The sequence below is a fragment of the Flavobacterium sp. SLB02 genome (genome assembly GCF_009664855.1).
Classification (GTDB): domain Bacteria; phylum Bacteroidota; class Bacteroidia; order Flavobacteriales; family Flavobacteriaceae; genus Flavobacterium.
Genome location: NZ_CP045928.1, coordinates 432,650 through 446,982, shown reverse-complemented (window position 1 = coordinate 446,982; position 14,333 = coordinate 432,650). Strand labels below are relative to the sequence as shown.

The 14,333-nt window shown below is 32.9% G+C and carries 16 protein-coding genes; 10 read left to right on the top strand and 6 right to left on the bottom strand.

Annotated elements, in window-relative coordinates:
* Nucleotides 1–64: 64 nt before the first annotated feature.
* Entirely contained in the window at nucleotides 65–544 is a 480-nt protein-coding gene (locus GIY83_RS01975; protein WP_194615758.1) for a Dps family protein, read from the bottom strand.
* 107 nt (nucleotides 545–651) lie between these two features.
* On the opposite strand from GIY83_RS01975, the gene GIY83_RS01970 reads away from it, so the two are divergent.
* Nucleotides 652–1,593 carry a LysR substrate-binding domain-containing protein gene (locus GIY83_RS01970; RefSeq protein ID WP_173971253.1) on the top strand — a complete coding sequence of 314 codons (942 nt, stop codon included), beginning with the start codon at nucleotides 652–654 and terminating at the stop codon, nucleotides 1,591–1,593.
* 34 nt (nucleotides 1,594–1,627) lie between these two features.
* On the opposite strand, the gene GIY83_RS24830 is transcribed toward GIY83_RS01970, so the two are convergent.
* Both GIY83_RS24830 and mnmD read right to left on the bottom strand, forming a co-directional pair.
* Entirely contained in the window at nucleotides 1,628–1,825 is a 198-nt protein-coding gene (locus GIY83_RS24830) for a hypothetical protein (protein ID WP_065450557.1), read from the bottom strand.
* A 165-nt stretch (nucleotides 1,826–1,990) separates the two neighbouring features.
* Nucleotides 1,991–2,656: a tRNA (5-methylaminomethyl-2-thiouridine)(34)-methyltransferase MnmD gene (gene mnmD / locus GIY83_RS01965; RefSeq protein WP_194615757.1), complete on the bottom strand. Its 666-nt coding sequence runs from the start codon at nucleotides 2,654–2,656 to the stop codon at nucleotides 1,991–1,993.
* Between the two features lie 308 nt (nucleotides 2,657–2,964).
* On the opposite strand from mnmD, the gene GIY83_RS01960 reads away from it, so the two are divergent.
* Nucleotides 2,965–4,035 (top strand): branched-chain amino acid aminotransferase, encoded by a 1,071-nt coding sequence (locus GIY83_RS01960; RefSeq protein WP_194615756.1) that lies wholly within the window; start codon nucleotides 2,965–2,967, stop codon nucleotides 4,033–4,035.
* Nucleotides 4,036–4,274: 239 nt separating this feature from the next.
* Here the strand turns inward: GIY83_RS01960 and GIY83_RS01955 are convergent, their stop codons facing one another.
* Nucleotides 4,275–4,655: a nucleoside triphosphate pyrophosphohydrolase family protein gene (locus tag GIY83_RS01955; protein ID WP_208684380.1), complete on the bottom strand. Its 381-nt coding sequence runs from the start codon at nucleotides 4,653–4,655 to the stop codon at nucleotides 4,275–4,277.
* Between the two features lie 82 nt (nucleotides 4,656–4,737).
* Between GIY83_RS01955 and GIY83_RS24825 the strand changes: the two genes are divergently transcribed.
* The 5 genes from GIY83_RS24825 to GIY83_RS01935 all read left to right on the top strand — a co-directional run bounded on the left by GIY83_RS24825 (nucleotide 4,738) and on the right by GIY83_RS01935 (nucleotide 7,845).
* On the top strand, nucleotides 4,738–4,926 hold the full coding sequence (locus GIY83_RS24825) for a hypothetical protein (protein WP_065450561.1): 189 nt from the start codon (nucleotides 4,738–4,740) through the stop codon (nucleotides 4,924–4,926).
* A gap of 189 nt (nucleotides 4,927–5,115) precedes the next feature.
* Nucleotides 5,116–6,315, top strand: a complete 1,200-nt coding sequence (locus GIY83_RS01950) for an SRPBCC family protein (RefSeq protein WP_208684378.1) — start codon at nucleotides 5,116–5,118, stop codon at nucleotides 6,313–6,315.
* Nucleotides 6,316–6,377: 62 nt separating this feature from the next.
* Nucleotides 6,378–6,920, top strand: a complete 543-nt coding sequence (locus tag GIY83_RS01945) for an RNA polymerase sigma factor (protein ID WP_194615754.1) — start codon at nucleotides 6,378–6,380, stop codon at nucleotides 6,918–6,920.
* 33 nt (nucleotides 6,921–6,953) lie between these two features.
* Nucleotides 6,954–7,370, top strand: a complete 417-nt coding sequence (locus GIY83_RS01940; protein WP_208684376.1) for a hypothetical protein — start codon at nucleotides 6,954–6,956, stop codon at nucleotides 7,368–7,370.
* Between the two features lie 16 nt (nucleotides 7,371–7,386).
* The gene (locus tag GIY83_RS01935) at nucleotides 7,387–7,845 is read left to right on the top strand and encodes a sensor of ECF-type sigma factor (protein ID WP_194615752.1); all 459 of its coding nucleotides are present in this window, start codon (nucleotides 7,387–7,389) and stop codon (nucleotides 7,843–7,845) included.
* Between the two features lie 70 nt (nucleotides 7,846–7,915).
* Here the strand turns inward: GIY83_RS01935 and GIY83_RS01930 are convergent, their stop codons facing one another.
* Nucleotides 7,916–8,977, bottom strand: a complete 1,062-nt coding sequence (locus GIY83_RS01930; RefSeq protein ID WP_194615751.1) for an oxidoreductase — start codon at nucleotides 8,975–8,977, stop codon at nucleotides 7,916–7,918.
* A gap of 121 nt (nucleotides 8,978–9,098) precedes the next feature.
* Between GIY83_RS01930 and GIY83_RS01925 the strand changes: the two genes are divergently transcribed.
* The 3 genes from GIY83_RS01925 (at nucleotide 9,099) to GIY83_RS01915 (ending at nucleotide 13,862) form a co-directional block, all read left to right on the top strand.
* Nucleotides 9,099–10,367, top strand: coding sequence for a hypothetical protein (locus GIY83_RS01925; protein ID WP_208684374.1), 1,269 nt, complete (start codon nucleotides 9,099–9,101; stop codon nucleotides 10,365–10,367).
* A gap of 134 nt (nucleotides 10,368–10,501) precedes the next feature.
* Nucleotides 10,502–12,475 carry a KUP/HAK/KT family potassium transporter gene (locus GIY83_RS01920; RefSeq protein WP_194615749.1) on the top strand — a complete coding sequence of 658 codons (1,974 nt, stop codon included), beginning with the start codon at nucleotides 10,502–10,504 and terminating at the stop codon, nucleotides 12,473–12,475.
* Between the two features lie 157 nt (nucleotides 12,476–12,632).
* Complete coding sequence (locus GIY83_RS01915) at nucleotides 12,633–13,862, top strand: RsmB/NOP family class I SAM-dependent RNA methyltransferase (RefSeq protein ID WP_208684372.1); 1,230 nt, start codon at nucleotides 12,633–12,635, stop codon at nucleotides 13,860–13,862.
* A gap of 231 nt (nucleotides 13,863–14,093) precedes the next feature.
* On the opposite strand, the gene GIY83_RS01910 is transcribed toward GIY83_RS01915, so the two are convergent.
* Nucleotides 14,094–14,294, bottom strand: coding sequence for a bacteriocin (locus GIY83_RS01910; RefSeq protein ID WP_208684370.1), 201 nt, complete (start codon nucleotides 14,292–14,294; stop codon nucleotides 14,094–14,096).
* Nucleotides 14,295–14,333: the final 39 nt, after the last annotated feature.

Below are 14,333 nucleotides of genomic sequence, written 5' to 3'. Positions count from 1 at the left end.
ATAACAAAAAAGCAGAATTATCAAATGAGACAATTCTGCTTTTAATTGTTTTATAAACAAGGATTTACAATTCTTCTTCTAACCATGCTCTCATCATCCAGATTGTTTTTTCCTGCTCTGCAATGAAGTCACTCATTAGAGAATTTGTCCCCTCGTCATTAATTTCATCCGATTGGTTCAAAATTTCTCTTTCGATTTTTAATAAATCAGATAAAGAATTTATGATTAAATGAACTGCTTTCTCGTCATTTGAGATATTTTTTCCAACAGCTAATTTGTTGTTTTTAATATAATCTTCGAATGTATGTAGGGGAGTTCCTCCAATTGTAAGTACCCTTTCTGCTATCATGTCAATTTTTAATTGTGCATCTGTATACAATTCTTCAAACTTAACATGCAAATCAAAGAAACGTTTACCACGAATATTCCAGTGTATTCCTCTTAAGTTTTGATAATATACCTGAAAATTTGACAACAGAATATTCAATTCCTTCACTAACAATTCTGACTCTTTTACAGGTAATCCTAAAATATTTGTTTTCATAGTTTTCGTTTTATAATAAGTTTACTACAAATTTAATATAAGTTCTTTAAAAATAATATAAAAAAAAATTATATTTTCTTATTTTTGCATCACAAAATACTATCAAAATGACGATTACTCAATTACAATATGTGTTAGCTGTTGCCGAACACAAAAATTTTACACTTGCTGCCGAAAAATGTTTTGTTACACAACCTACATTAAGTATGCAGATCCAGAAGATTGAAGAAGAGCTTAATATTTTAATTTTTGACAGAAGTAAGAAACCAATTCAGCTTACAGATATTGGTCAGAAAATAGTAAATCAGGCTAAAAATATTGTAAATGAAGCAGATAGAATCAAAGATATCGTAGAACAGCAAAAAGGTTTTATTGGAGGGGAATTTCGTTTGGGAATCATCCCTACGATCATGCCTACTCTTTTACCGATGTTTTTAAACAACTTCATCAAAAAATATCCAAAAGTAAAACTCTTAATCGAAGAGCTTAATACCGATGAAATTATTGTAAAATTAAAAAATGGTCATCTTGATGCTGCTATTGCTGCCACTCCGCTTGAAGATGAAAAAATAAAAGAGATTGTTTTGTACTTTGAGCCGTTTGTAGCTTACATACCGGAACATCACGCTAGTTTTCAGAAAGAGGAAATTGAAATTGCAGATTTAAACATCAATGAAATTTTACTTTTGCAGGACGGTCATTGTTTTAGAGACGGGATTTTGAATTTATGCAAAAATGGGACTGATATCGACCAGAATAATTTTCAGATACAAAGCGGAAGCTTTGAAACCCTTATAAAATTAGCCGACGAAGGTTTGGGCACAACGCTACTTCCGTACTTGCACACCTTAGACTTAAAAGATTCCGATAAGCTGAAACTACGAAATTTTAAGGAACCAAAACCTGCTCGTGAGGTAAGTTTAATTTACCCCAAGAGCGAATTAAAAATGCAAATCATTGACGCGCTAAGATCTACAATTGCCGGAGTTGTAAAAGGAGCAATTGTTTTTCAGAACGTTCAAATTGTAAGTCCGCTACAAAAGAAATAGACATAAAAAAAGGAGCCAATTCGGCTCCTTTTTTTTATACTTTGATTAGTAGTAAACTTTGTTTTAGTTCTGGTTTCTCAATAATAAAATTCATCAACCATTCTTGCAATTGCTCCATTTCGTATGGTAACAGCGTTTTGATAGCTTTTTCTAGTTCTTTACAGAAAAGTATCGGATCGAAACTCACTCTCTCAAGTATTGATTTCGTGTAATCAAACATCATTTTTGACATAATAAAATAAGATTTTCGGGGGTTATCTATATTTCTAAACTCGCACAAATTTAATCAAATATCATTCATATGCATTCATTTTAACTTATTATTTTAAAAACTTTAGCAACGAATACGTTTTCTTAATATGTATAAATCAATATAGAATGGTTCTAAACAATTCATTTAAACCTTTTTAAAGGCTCGAAACATCTCTCGTTTTCCAGGAGGACCTGCTAATTTCTCTACAGTGAATCCAACTTCTATCATACTTCTTTTAACAACTCCGCGCGCAGCATAGGTTACCAAAACTCCATTTGGCTTTAAACTCTTGTACATTTTCCTGAAAATTTCAGTACTCCACAACTCCGGCTGCACCCTGTATCCAAAGGCGTCAAAGTAAATCAAATCAAAAGTTTCAAAATCGTCTATTTCATGAAAAAATTGTTTCCTTTTGGTTAACGAGAACGAGCTGCAAATTTCATTTTTTTTATTCCATTCGCATTTATGCATTTTCTCAAAAATGTTCTCAAATTCCAATGCACCCAGTTCAGTAACATAATTCATCCCTAAAACCTCATCTGCCTCAACCGGATAAGCCTCTACCCCAACATAATCAATAACTTGATTTTTTTGAATCGATTCTAAAAAAGTGATAAAAGCATTCAAACCCGTTCCAAAACCAATTTCCATAATACTTACCGGATTACCTTCAAATAATGAAAGTCCGTTTTTTATAAATACATGTTTTGCTTCCTGAATGGCACCGTGTTTAGAATGGTAACACTCATCCCACTCCTGCAAATGAATTGTCGTTGAGCCATCTAGCGTTTTAATTATTTCTCTTTTCACTTTTTAGATCTTTATTATATGGATTTACCGGATTTTGGTGTTTTTTAACAGTCAAATTTAATCAAAACAAATGCGTAAAGCCTTAAAAAACGGCTGTTTTTTCATAAATTCTTTATAAAACTCTCTTAATTTTTTCACTTTATTATAAGATAAATAAATCTCAGTTAAACGGCATAATTAATGCAGTTTTACCAAGGAATTTATATATTTTTACTTAATTTTGCATTCAGTAAATTCTATTTCACACCAAATCATTGTTTTAGATTCTTTCTTTTACAATGAAAATTACATAAAAACTTTACATAATTATGAGTACAACTCAAACAAGCAAAATTGAAATCAGAAAAGCAACTTCGTCAAAAATAAGCGGAGTAGACTTTCAAAACTTAAGCTTTGGTGCTGTTTTTACAGACCATTTATTCGAATGTGATTTTAAAAATGGAGAGTGGCAAAATCCTGTCATTAAGCCTTATGCTCCAATTTTAATGGATCCTTCTTCAAAAGTCTTTCATTACGGACAAGCTATTTTTGAAGGAATGAAAGCTTACAAAGATGACAATAACGATGTTTGGTTGTTTAGACCTGATGAAAACTTCAAGCGTTTTAATAATTCTGCAGTTCGTATGGCAATGCCGGAAGTTCCGGAATCTATTTTTATGGATGGTTTGAATGAATTATTGAAAATCGATCAGGAATGGATTCAAAAAGGAAACGGAAGCAGCATGTACATCCGTCCTTTTATGATTGCTACTGGCGCTGGCGTTGTAGCTAATCCTTCTGATGAATATAAATTCATGATTTTACTTTCTCCTGCACAATCTTATTATGCCGGCGAAGTAAAAGTAATTATAGCAGAACATTATAGTAGAGCTGCAAATGGTGGAATTGGAGCTGCAAAAGCTGCCGGAAATTACGCTGCACAGTTTTATCCAACTAACCTGGCTAACAAAGATGGTTTCCAGCAAGTAATCTGGACAGACGATGCAACACATACAAAACTAGAAGAAGCGGGAACAATGAACGTTTTCTTTAGAATTAATGATACTTTATTAACTGCTCCAACAAGCGAAAGAATTTTAGATGGTATTACCAGAAAAAGTTTGATTGCCATGGCAGAAAAAGAAGGTCTTAATGTAGAAGTTCGTCCTGTTATTGTTTCAGAATTGGTAGAAGCTGCTAAAAACGGATCTTTGAAAGAAATCTTCGGAGCAGGAACTGCTGCGGTGATCAGCGTTATTAAAGGTTTCTCTTATCAGGATATTTATTATGAAATGACTCCGGTTGAGAATTCATACGCTTCTCTTTTAAAAGAAAAACTAACAAGTCTTCAAAACAAACTTTCTGAAGATACTTTTGGATGGACAGTTAAAGTTCAATAACTAAAAGATCGTTTTAAACATAAAAACCCGACAGCTTAGTAGTTGTCGGGTTTTCTATTCTATATGATGATATTAAATATAGGGCTAATTTTACCGCAAAGAGCGCTATTTTTTTTCTCTTTGTCATCGTTACAAAAAGCAAAAAGCTCACAAAGCTTTGTATCGAACCAGCTTTGCGAACTTTGTGTTCCTGAAGTTAACGCGAGCAAAAAAAACTTAGCGTTCTTTGCGGAAAAAAATTATAAAAGCTTCGAAAAATCCGGCTTAAAATAATTAGGCCCTTTCATTACTTTTCCGTCTTCTCTGTAAATTGGCTGTCCGTCTTCGCCAAGTTTACTCATATTACTGCGCTGGATTTCATCAAAAACAGCTTCAATTTTATCCTGTAAACCATGTTCGATAATCGTTCCGCACAAAATATACATCATATCTCCAAGAGCATCAGCAATTTCGACCAAATCATTCTTTTGTACTGCTTCAAGATATTCTTCATTTTCTTCCTTCATCAAATTATAACGAAGTATTTTTTTAGTTTCACCAAGATCTGCAATTGGCGTCTGACTGTGACCTATTTTAAAGGCAGTATGAAATTCAGTAACTGCATCAAGTTGTTTCCTCATGATTTTATTTGCTTAAATGAAATGCCAAATTAGCAACTATTCGTATACAATTCTCTAAATTTGCCGAAAATAATTTTCAACTATGTTTAGCCAAGGACAATTAATATTCGCACTCTGTTTTTTTATTGCATTTGTAATCGTAATGATATTTGCTTATCGAAAAGATCTCGCATTACACCGAATTTTCTATAAAGGAAATTACAAAGTATTAATCGTGTTCCTGATTTTCATTGCCCTTTTGTTTGTGATCAAATTTTTCTTTAAAAGATAATCCCGAAAAATTTATTGCTATATTTAGGATAAAATATTTTTGAAGCTTTACAATTAAACTTATTCAAAAACGTTTTATTTAAAGCTTTTATTGACCAATATAATTTTATAAAGTGTACTTTTATTGCAGCACAATTAGCGTGACTAGTAATAAAATTTATAACTTTACGACACAAAATAAACGACTCCAATGAAGATTCTAAAATATTTATTCCTACTATTATTATTAAGCTTAGTTGCCCTAACTGTTTTTGTCGCTACCCAAAAAGGGATTTTTTCTGTAGAAAGAAGCAAGGTGATTAATTCGCCAAAAGCAACCGTTTATAATTATGTAAATGATTTTAGAAATTACGAAGATTTTGAATCGTGGTCAGTAGCAGATCCTTCGATGAAAATGACATTTCCTAATAAAACAGCCGGAAATGGCGCCTCATATTATTGGGCTGGAGCCGAAGGAAACGGAAATGCCATTACCCTAAAAACCAAGGAAGGAGAAAGCATTCAGCAAAAAATGAAATATGACGGAACAGAAGCTGATGTAAACTGGACTTTTAAAGACACGTTGGGAGGAAAAACCAAAGTAACCTGGAAAGCAACAGGAACAATGAGCTTTTTATTTAAAGTATATACCGCTCTAAACGGAGGTTCTGACAAAGTGATTGGAACTATTTACGAAAAAAGTCTTGCCAACATTGATAAAAACCTCGATTACGAAACTAAAACTTATGCTGTTAAAGTAAATGGTGTGGTAAGAAAAACGGAAACTGCCTATATCAGACAAACTTTTACAAGCGAAATACCGAAAATAAACAAAAACGCCAGAATTGTTATTCCTAAACTTATTGAGTTTAGCAAAAACAATGGCTTGTCTACCAACGGAAAACCTTTTATTATTTACCACACGTACGACACCACAACCGGATTGGCAAAAATTTCTATTTGTTTGCCTACAAACAAAGAAATCCTGACAACTGCAGGAAGTGATATTTCAGGCGGAAAACTGGATGGTTTTGAAGCGGTAAAAACAACTCTAACGGGTGATTACACGCATCTAAACGAAGCAATGGCAAAAACCACAGCTTTTATCAATAAAGAAAAAATCACTCCGGATTTAAGCTGGTCTCACCTTGAAATTTTAACCATAAGCAAACTAGATGTAAAAAGTCCGTCTAAGCTAATGACCGAAATTTATTTTCCGGTTAAACCAAAAGCTGTTCCTGTTGTTAAAGCTCCTGTTTACAGAGCAAATACGGAACCAACATATGCAGAACCTACAGAAGCAGATCCTGCAGAAACACCTAAAGCAGCGCCTAAAGTAGTACCGAAACCAAAAGCGGCTTCTAAGACAACAACTCCTAAAACTACGGAGGAAGAGCAATCAGAATTCTAAAATAATCAAGGCCAATTAAACCTTTTGTTTAAAATTCATTCTAATAAGATAAATCGAGGAATTTGACAGACGAGAAGGAATTTATACAAGAATTATTAAATCCTAAAACGCAAAATACGGCGTTTCAAAAACTCTTGTCTGATTATCAGAAACCTTTATATTCTCATATTCGAAACATTGTTTTGAATCATGATGATACAGATGATGTATTGCAGAATACTTTCGTAAAAGTTTTTCAGTATTTAAAAAATTTTAAAGGAGAGAGCAAACTTTTCTCTTGGATGTATCGAATCGCTACCAATGAAGCTTTGACTTTTTTAAATCAAAAAGCAAAACTAAACGGATTAACATCTGAAGCGCTGCAGAATAAAACCATCGACAATTTAAAAGCCGATGTTTATTTTGATGGAGATGAAATTCAGATCAAACTTCAAAAAGCCATTGTAACTTTGCCGGAAAAGCAACAATTGGTTTTTAAAATGAAGTACTTTCAGGAATTAAAATACGAAGAAATTGCTGAAATCCTCGGAACTTCTGTTGGCGCTTTGAAAGCATCTTATCATCATGCTGTAAAAAAAATTGAAATATATGTTACAACAAATTAAACCTTTTGTAACAAAACCTATCTTATAGACATTATGAAAGCATTTAGATTAGAAAACGAACCGAAAATAAGATCTGGATTTAAAACTCCGGAGCATTATTTTGATGATTTTTCGGCAAAAATTTTGCAACAGGTAAACGAAGAAAAACAAATAAAAGTAATTCCGATTTACAAGCGCAAAAAAGTTATTTCACTACTGGCTGCAGCTGTAGTTGTTATTGCATTAATGATTCCTATAATAAACAATTACAACAACACTTCTAAAGAACTTGACGAAGATACTTTAGAAACTTATTTATCATACCAGTCTAACCTAAATCAGTATGATTTGATTAAGGAACTGGATACTAAAGATATTGACAAACTTGGCAAAGGTGTTGCCCTTGAACAGGAAACACTCGAAGATATTTTGGCTTCAAACCCAAATATTGAAAATTTAATTTCAGAATAAATAAAAATATCAAAAGATGAAAATTAAAAATATATTACCAATAATTCTATTCTTTGCTACTTTCTCATTTTATGCCCAAAATGATAAAACAGATGAAAAGCGAGAAAAAATTAAGGCTTATAAAGTTTCTTTTTTAACTACCGAACTTGAACTTACGTCAACAGAAGCAGAGAAATTCTGGCCAGTTTACAATGCGTTCGATGATAAACAATTTGAATTGCGTCACGAAAAAATGAAAACCTATTTGCGCAAATTAGACGATGACAACATTAGTTCGATGTCAGAAAAAGAAGCTGCTGTTCTTTTATCGCAAATAGAGAGCACAGATAAGGAATTGTACCTTTTACGTGATAAATACTATACCAATTTAAAAAAGATACTTTCGGCAAAGAAAATATTAAAGCTTAAAAAGTCTGAAGATGATTTTAATCGAAAATTATTAAAACAATATCGGGATAAAGCCGGAAATAAATAAAAGCCGACAAAAGAACAACAGCGACAGGAACCCTATATAATAATACTTACTTTATTATTTAGGGTTCTTGTTATTTAAAGCGAATTCGGATTACTTTATTATGACCTGCTGCAATTGCAGTATTTCTATTTACAAAACGAATCGTAAAAAGTTTTGAATCTGTAGATAATTGTGTCCAGTTTTCGCCTCCGTTCTGAGAGTATTGAATCCCTTCAGAACCTACACAAATAATTTCTTTACCATTTCCGCCCGGAACGTACTGCACACAAGATGCATATCCAAACCCCATTTCCTGACCTATTAATTTCCAGGTATTTCCACCATCTGTAGTAAACGCTTTGTTATCTGATTTTTTGTTGGGAAGTTCATAATCACCACCGGCAATAAATCCGTGTTTGGCATCGTAAAAATCAGCTGTAAAAATACCGGTCATTGTTTTTCCCTGAACAATAGGAGTTTCAATTACTTTCCATGTTTTAGCTTTATCCGGAGAATAGAATACACGGGCTTTTTTTCCTCCTGAAACCAGCCATGTATCATTTCCTTTTATTACAATATTCGAATTACTAGCAGCGAAAGCGGCTTCGCCCTCGGCATTCGTAGGCAATTTATCCGATAATATTTTTGTCCAGGTTTCTCCCCCATCACGTGTTACAATTATCGAAAAAGTATCTTCTGTGGGATCTCCAATTGCGATTCCTTCCTTATCATTCCAAAATTGCATACTGTCGTAAAACACCTTTGGATTTACTTCTTTATAAACTAACTTAACTTTTTGTGTTTTTTTCGAAACCTGATAAAGCAGTGCAGGATTTCCTACGCTTAGTAAAAATACGCTTTGAGAATTTTGAGCAATACTCCTAAATTCCAGATTTAAAGTATCACGATAAATACGATCTTCAAACTTCTCTTTTTTATCTAAATCATAATAGCCAAATCGGGAATTATCAGCTCCGTACCAAATTTTATTCTTGTCGATTGAGATCGCTCTAATACTAATTTTATCCTGAAACAAAGTATCTATTTGTATTGAAGTAAAACCACTATAAAATGATCTTTCATCATTATGATTCAGCGCTTTAAAGGACATTAACAAAGTTAAAGCACCGAAAAAAAATATTACTTTTCTCATATAAATCAGTTTTTTTTATTGCTAAAATACAATTATTTATAACATATAAAATAAGTTACTTGTTTTTTTCTGGCACAGTAATTGGATATCTCTGAATATTAATCTTTAATATGATTTTATCATGAAAACTAATTTACTTTTAATAGCGTTTGCAGCTTTAGTTTTTGGTTCTTGTTCAGCACAAAGCCAAACTACTGTATATGCAAAAAATTCAGATATAAGCGATAACTTAGACTTAAGAGCAGTAGCTTCTATCTTTGGAGAATCAGCCAATCTTCAGGATTTCGAAAGACGTTTGAATGATCCCAAATACCAAATCTCGAATCTTGACTTAAATGGCGATGATCAGGTAGATTATTTACGTGTGATAGAATCTGTAGAAGATAGAACTCATGTTGTAATTATTCAGGCAGTTCTTGATCGTGATGTTTACCAAGATATTGCAACAATCGATGTAGAAAGAGATAATTACAATAAAGTAAGCGTACAGGTAGTAGGTAATACTTATTTATACGGAGATAATTATATTTATGAGCCGGTTTACAGTGTTGCACCAGTAATATATACTTCATTTTGGGTAAATAATTACAGACCATATTACTCCACCTGGGGATGGAATTATTATCCAACCTACTATGCTGCATGGAGCCCTTATCCAATTTACAGATACAGAAACAATATTGGAGTTTATATCAATATAAACAATCATTACAATTATGTAACTACAAGAAGAAGTTACAGAGCTCCGGTTTTATACGAATCAAGACGTACTTACGGTTATGAAACAAGACGTCCAAACTATAGCTTTGCTCAAAGACATTCTAATGTAACCAACAGATACGATTTAGATCAAAGACGTATTGCAAGCAGAGAATCTAACAGAAATCAAAATACTTACAATAGTAATAGATCTAATACCAATAGAGTATCTCCAACAGACAATAGAACTACAAACAGAAACTATGCTGAAAACAGAACTAATACGGATAGAACTTATAATACAAACCGTTCAACTCCTGTAAATAGAAATAATTCGGCTATGGTAAATAATAATAACAATCCGGTAAGAGTTGAAAATACAACTAACAGAACCGAAAACAGAAGAGATTACAGTCAGAACAATTCGAATGTTTCAAGAGAAAGTACACCTAGAAATACAAATAATAGAGGAACTTATACTCAGAGAACAGAAACTCCCTCTCCGCAGAGAGCAGAACCAACGAGAAACTACTCAGAAAACAGAGGAAGTTCAGAAAGCAGATCAAGTGCACCAAGAGTTCAAAACACACAACGTTCTGAAGCTCCAAGAGCAAGCCAGGAATCAAGAAGCAGCCAGCCACAAAGGGAAAGCAGCACTGGTTCAAGAAGCTACGGCGGAAGAAGAGGTTAATATTAAATTCGCATTTCTAAATAAAAAACTAAAGCACAATTTAACGATTGTGCTTTTTTTTATCTTTTTAATTATAATTGATGCTAATTTGTTTTAAAACAGTAAATTTGCAACCGTCTTTTATAAAAACATACATGAGCGCATCGCATAAAAACTTACATAGTAAGTTGTCTATAGGGGGTTTATTGATCACATTAGGGATTATTTATGGAGATATCGGTACTTCTCCTTTATATGTAATGAAAGCCATACTTGGCGAACATATCATAAACGCGGATATTGTATTAGGAGGTATCTCATGTGTTTTTTGGACTTTGACTTTACAAACTACCATAAAATATGTACTTATTACCTTAAGCGCTGATAATCATGGCGAGGGCGGTATTTTTGCATTGTATGCTTTAGTCAAGAAAACAAAAATTCAATGGCTCATTGTGCCCGCCATAATTGGAGGAAGTGCCTTGCTTGCCGATGGAATTATAACTCCGCCTATTTCGATATCATCAGCAGTAGAAGGAATCAGAGCGTTTTATCCTACGATGGAAACCGAGACAATAGTCTACATTGTAATTGGAATTCTATTCATCTTATTTACCATACAACAATTTGGAACCAAGCTTGTTGGGAAGTTTTTTGCACCAATGATGTTAATTTGGTTTGCCATGCTTGGAACATTAGGATTTATTCAAATTTTGGAACATCCTGAAGTTATAAAAGCGATCAATCCTTATTATGCTTATCATTTATTGCAAATTCACCCTGAAGGATTTTTTGTTCTTGGATTAGTATTTTTATGTACAACAGGAGCCGAAGCTTTGTACTCAGATATGGGACACTGCGGTAGAAAAAACATCAGAATTAGCTGGATCTTTGTAAAACTGACTTTAGTACTAAACTATTTTGGTCAGGCAGCGTATTTAACGCATCATGAAGGAAGTACATTACAACAATTAGGAGGAGAAAACGGGAATCCGTTCTATCTTATTATGCCCCATTGGTTTTTACCATTCGGAATTGTTGTAGCAACTTTAGCAGCGGTTATTGCTTCTCAAGCCCTTATTAGTGGTTCATTTACACTGATCAACGAAGCAATGCGTCTGAATTTCTGGCCTAAGGTAAAAATCAAATATCCTACAGAAGTAAAAGGACAATTGTACATTCCGTCTATTAACTGGTTATTGTTTTTTGGTTGTGTTGGAATCGTTTTACATTTCGAAAAATCAAGTAATATGGAGCATGCTTACGGTTTAGCAATCGTACTATGTATGATCATGACCACTATCCTGCTGAACTATTACTTAATCATGAAACGTGTAAAATTATATTTCATGGTGCCGCTTATTACCATTTATTTATTAATTGAATTCAGTTTCCTGATTGCCAATATTACCAAATTTGCCGATGGTGGTTACGTAACACTAATCATCGCATCTGTTTTAATCTCTATAATGACGATCTGGTATCTGGCTAAGAAAATTAATAAAAACTACACCAAAATCATCAAAATTGACGATTATAAAAAGGTATTAATGGAATTGAGCGAAGACTTATCTATTCCTAAGTACGCCACACATTTGGTTTATATGACCAATGCGAATCGTGTAGATGAACTTGAAGAAAAGGTAATTTATTCAATATTGCAAAAGCGTCCAAAAAGAGCTGATATTTACTGGTTTGTTCACGTAAACATCTTAACGGAACCTTACAAAACGCAATATAAAGTTACCGAGATTGCGAAAGACGATATTTACAGAATCGATTTTAATTTAGGATTTAGAGAGCCTACCAAAATCAATTTAATGTTTAGAGAAGTAATTCGTGATATGGTAAAACGTGGCGAAGTTGATATTACCAGCCGTTACGAATCATTAAACAAAAACAATATTATTGGGGACTTTAAATTTGTATTGTCTGAGAAGTTTTTATCGAATGACAACGATTTAAGATGGCACGAAAATATCATCATGAACTCTTATTTCTTTATCAAGAAACTGAGTTTGTCCGAAGAAAGAGCTTTTGGTTTAGATAGTAGTTCGGTAAAAATAGAGAAATTCCCAATGGTGCTTCACGCTCCAGAAAACATCGGACTGACCAGAATTATTAAATAAATCAATTCAAAAAATACATTCAAAAAATTCAAAAAACACTCTTATAAACTTTATTAGGGTGTTTTTTTTTCTTTTTAAAAGAAGTTAAATCAACAATCAAAATTAAAAATTTAACTTTCAATCAATTAATAGTACCTTTGCAACTCAAATAATTAAAATGAGATTACACAGAAATTTAGTTTATACTACCATCGATTCTTTAAATGCAATTTTCAATGAAGGAGAATATGCAGACAAAGTGGTAGCAAGAGCATTAAAAAAAGACAAACGTTGGGGAAGTTCTGACAGGAAGTTTGTTGCTGAAACGATATACGAAATTGTTCGTTGGAAACGATTATACTCAGAAATTGCCGAAGTAAAAGAACCATTCGACAGAGAGAATTTATGGAGAATGTTCGCAGTTTGGGCCGTTTTAAGAGGATACCCAATTCCGGACTGGAAACAACTGGAAGGAACTCCTGAAAGAAAAATAAAAGGACGTTTTGACGAACTTTCTAAAATTAGAGCCTTAAAAGAATCTATTCCGGACTGGATGGACGAATTGGGTGTAAAAGAACTTGGCGAAAAAGTTTGGTCTACAGAAATTGCAGCACAAAACCAGCCAGCTAAAGTTATTTTAAGAACTAATACACTTAAAGGAACCAAAGAAAGCCTGAGAAACACGTTGATGGATTTAAATATTGAAACAGAATATTTAAAAGATCAGCCTGAAGCTTTGGTTTTAAAAGAAAGAGCAAACGTATTTTTGACAGACGCTTTTAAACAAGGACTTTTTGAGGTTCAGGATGCTAACTCACAATTGGTTGCCGGTTTTCTTGATGTAAAACCAGGAATGCGTGTTGTAGATACTTGCGCCGGAGCCGGAGGGAAAACGTTGCACATCGCTTCTTTGATGGAAAACAAAGGACAATTGATTGCAATGGATTTGTACGAAAGTAAACTGAAGCAATTAAAATTAAGAGCCAAAAGAAATGGCGCATTTAATATCGAATACAGAATCATCGACACTACAAAAGTGATTAAAAAATTACACGAAAAAGCAGATCGTGTTTTAATTGATGCGCCTTGTAGCGGTTTAGGAGTTCTTAAAAGAAACCCTGATGCCAAATGGAAATTACAACCTGAGTTTATTGACAACATTCGTAAAGTACAGGCAGAGGTTTTAGAAAGCTATTCTAAAATTGTAAAACCAGGCGGAAAATTAGTATACGCAACTTGTTCTGTTTTACCATCAGAAAATCAGGAGCAAGTAGAGAAATTCTTAAAAACTGAAATTGGAAAACAATTTACCTTCATAAAAGATCGTAAAATTTTGGCTTCTGAGTCTGGTTTCGACGGATTTTATATGGCGTTGTTAGAAAGAAAAAATGCAGTAGCTGCTGAATAAAAATAAATTCCAAATTTTTTAAAATTCCAAATTCCAACTTTAAGATTGGAATTTGGAATTTTTTATTTTATTCCTATTTAATTAATAGATGTATAATCCCTGCGGGATATTTTTTTTGTCTGCTCCTGTTTTTCTACCAACATTTAACTCCTAACAGAGTATTATCTTCAGGAAATAATAATTATAAAAACAAAGCCTTTAAAGAATTAAATCTAAAGGCTTTGTTTTATACTAGGATAAATCTACAGGACACATATCTGGCGAAATCAAACAATAAGTTGGTATATTTTGGCAGGTAGGAGTTTGCGTTAATGGTTTTGAGCAGCGCATTTGATAACCATTTAAATAATAAATATAATCACCACCTTTAATTTGTTTTAGTTCATTCTTGCTTAGCACCTGAACACTTGGAAAATTCAAAATAAGTTTCATAATTATTAGGTTTTAAAGTTAACACCTTATAAATATAAC